Annotated in this window: 1 protein-coding gene; it reads right to left on the reverse strand. The window is 45.4% G+C overall.

All coding sequences use genetic code 11. The features are described from left to right. On the reverse strand, window positions 1–1652 hold a 1652-nt coding region (locus tag H567_RS0121100), incomplete at its 3' end, for an aldehyde ferredoxin oxidoreductase N-terminal domain-containing protein (protein WP_028322904.1). Between the last annotated feature and the right edge of the window lie 951 nt (window positions 1653–2603).

Genomic DNA, 2603 nt, shown 5'->3' on the forward strand with positions numbered 1-2603 from the left:
TAATTGTGGATGTGATAGGGAGGCTTCAAAACAAACGAGGACAACCCGGCGCACATCCCGAGGGCGTCGTCGATGTAATGCATCCTCTCCTGCCAGTCCACGATGTCGCAGCACATCTCGACCGTCGGATAGAAAGGCATCGAGTTCTCTCCCCGCAGCTCCCAGTCCAGGAAGTACTGTTTGAACTTCTCGTCCGGGACCTGGAACCAGTCCTTGACGAACTCCTCCCGGTTTTCCCTTGTCGGGAATGGTGCCTGCGGGAACTGCCCTTCGATCTGGGTGATGTTGATCTTCTCTCCGGTGGAATACATGAGGAAGTAGATCGGGTTCAACATGCCGAGCTTGAGCGGCAATTGCTCGTGCTTCTTGATGTTGTTGTGGGCGTAGGCCTCCGCTCCCTTGCCGATCTGCTGGGCCGCCCAGTAAGTCCCGTTGGCCAAAACGTCGCCTATCCCTTCCCGGCGAACGATCCTGTCGAGCAGCCACAAAAATTTTTCCCTGTTATCCGATGGCATTCCCGCCATTTCCTGGTCCGTCAGAATACCGGCTTCGTGGAGCTCAACGGCAAGAGCCATAGCCTGGGGAGCGGAAAAGGCGTCTACTCCATATTCCGTAGCCCGTTGAGCAATTCGGAAACCATAATCCAGGTCTGTCATGGATGCCATGGTATAGGTCAGTTTGGAATAACATTTCATCATGTAGGTCGGAAGGCCGGGTGGCTGGATAGTTCCTCCGCATCTCATAGGGCAGTTGTAACAACTGACCAAGCGCTTTCGCATACTTTCCATGGTTTCTCTCCAGGCGTTAGCGACTTCTTCGGTCCAGAAGTCCTTTCTGCGGAGGCGGGCGTTGCCCCAAGCGAAATTGGTTGTGTGCCATTGCTCGTCATGGACTGCCAACTCGGGCGCAGTTCCAATCCCCTGTAGAATAGGAGGGACCCATTTGACTGGATTCTCATTTCGAAACTGAATATATTTCAAAACGTCATCACAAAGTTGCATGAATTCGGTTGGCCGGGCAATATGAGTGTCTTTGGTTCCACGGACAGCAATGGCTTTCACCCCTTTGTCGCCCATAACAGCCCCAACACCCGCTCTACTTGCACTGGATCTTCCCTGCTCGATAGAAGCAAAATAGACCCTGTTTTCGCCAGCTAGACCAATAGCTGCAACCTGGACATTAGGTTCCTTAAGTTCTTCGCGGATAAGTTCTCCGGTTTCAATAGCCCCTCTACCACTGAGATGCCGAGCATCACGTATTTCAACGCTATCATTATTAATATATATATATATAAGCTGAGGGGATTTGCCTCTTAAGATCACCCTATCATACCCAGCATATTTCAATTCCGGTGCCCAAAATCCCCCCATCATAGAGAATGCCATCAGCCTTGTCTGAGGGGAAAGTGTCGAAATAATAGTTCTGTTGCAGCCAGTAGCCGGTGTACCACATAAGAGACCCGCACTGAAAATGAGTAGATTATCGGGAGAGAAGGCGTCAATCTCGGGGGGAACCCTGTCCCAAATAAGTTTGGCGTTGGTACCCAATCCACCAAGATATAGCTCAGTATCAACCGGATCAGTTTCCACCCGCTCGATATCTCCGATATTAAGATCAATCTCCAGATCAAAACCTGTTTCAGCGTATCTCATTTTATACCCCTTACATAATAATGCGCTTCGAACAAAAACTTACACAGAATGAGAATCTTATGCATTAATAAAAGCGTTTGCTATTGTATCAAATTCTTTGATAAATTACCTATCTAAAATTTGCCATATTAAAATTTTGAAATAAATTGAAAAAATTTAATTTTTATAGAGATAGATATCAGAACAATGTCGATATAATCTGCAAATATCTAAGTTGAAGAAGAGAATCGAAAAACCCTCATGACAAAATATAAAAGTACAATTAATGAAAATAATTAAAAAGCAAGGGTTTCAAATAGGGGAGTGGTTAGCTAATTTCCATCCGGAAATGCTAATTTTTGCCAATCTCGGTGTCAATTTTCACGTTTGCTTGTGTAGCGACTTGCAACTAGCCTCCGAGCAAATGCTTTATTCCTTTGATATTGTTCAAAAATCCTCATTTTAGGATAAGAAACTGGACTCTACGGGGAAATTTCATTTCCAAAGGGAAATTAGCTATAAATTGAATACAATATAGCTTAAGAACGAACATACGTTAACCAGCTGGGAAAATTTTGTCAAGAGAAAAATCTGTTTGCTTTTTTAGGTAGGTCGGAGACAAAAGAACCTGCGGCGGGGGGATAAAAACCCGGAAGTCAGAGGCAGAAGAAAAATTAATTATTTAAATTATTTCAATCTGTTGAACCCATGCAGATATTAAGAAATGCATTGGCCGCAGGAGACAGAGGTTGATTTTGTACGTATGCGATCTTTACTTCCAGAACAAGGGTTTCGTCGAGAATAGGTATTTGCTTCACGCGATGGGAGCATTACGCGTTTCTAAAAAAACCCTTGCGTTCCAAGATTGGTCTTGCCTCCTTCCTGTCAGGAAGGAGGCAAGACCATGGGTACGGATCTCATCATTCGCGGCAGACAAATCGGATCGAAAGAACTGAATCAGATCCGATCGGT

This window comes from Desulfatiglans anilini DSM 4660 (assembly GCF_000422285.1).
GTDB classification, from domain to species: domain Bacteria; phylum Desulfobacterota; class DSM-4660; order Desulfatiglandales; family Desulfatiglandaceae; genus Desulfatiglans; species Desulfatiglans anilini.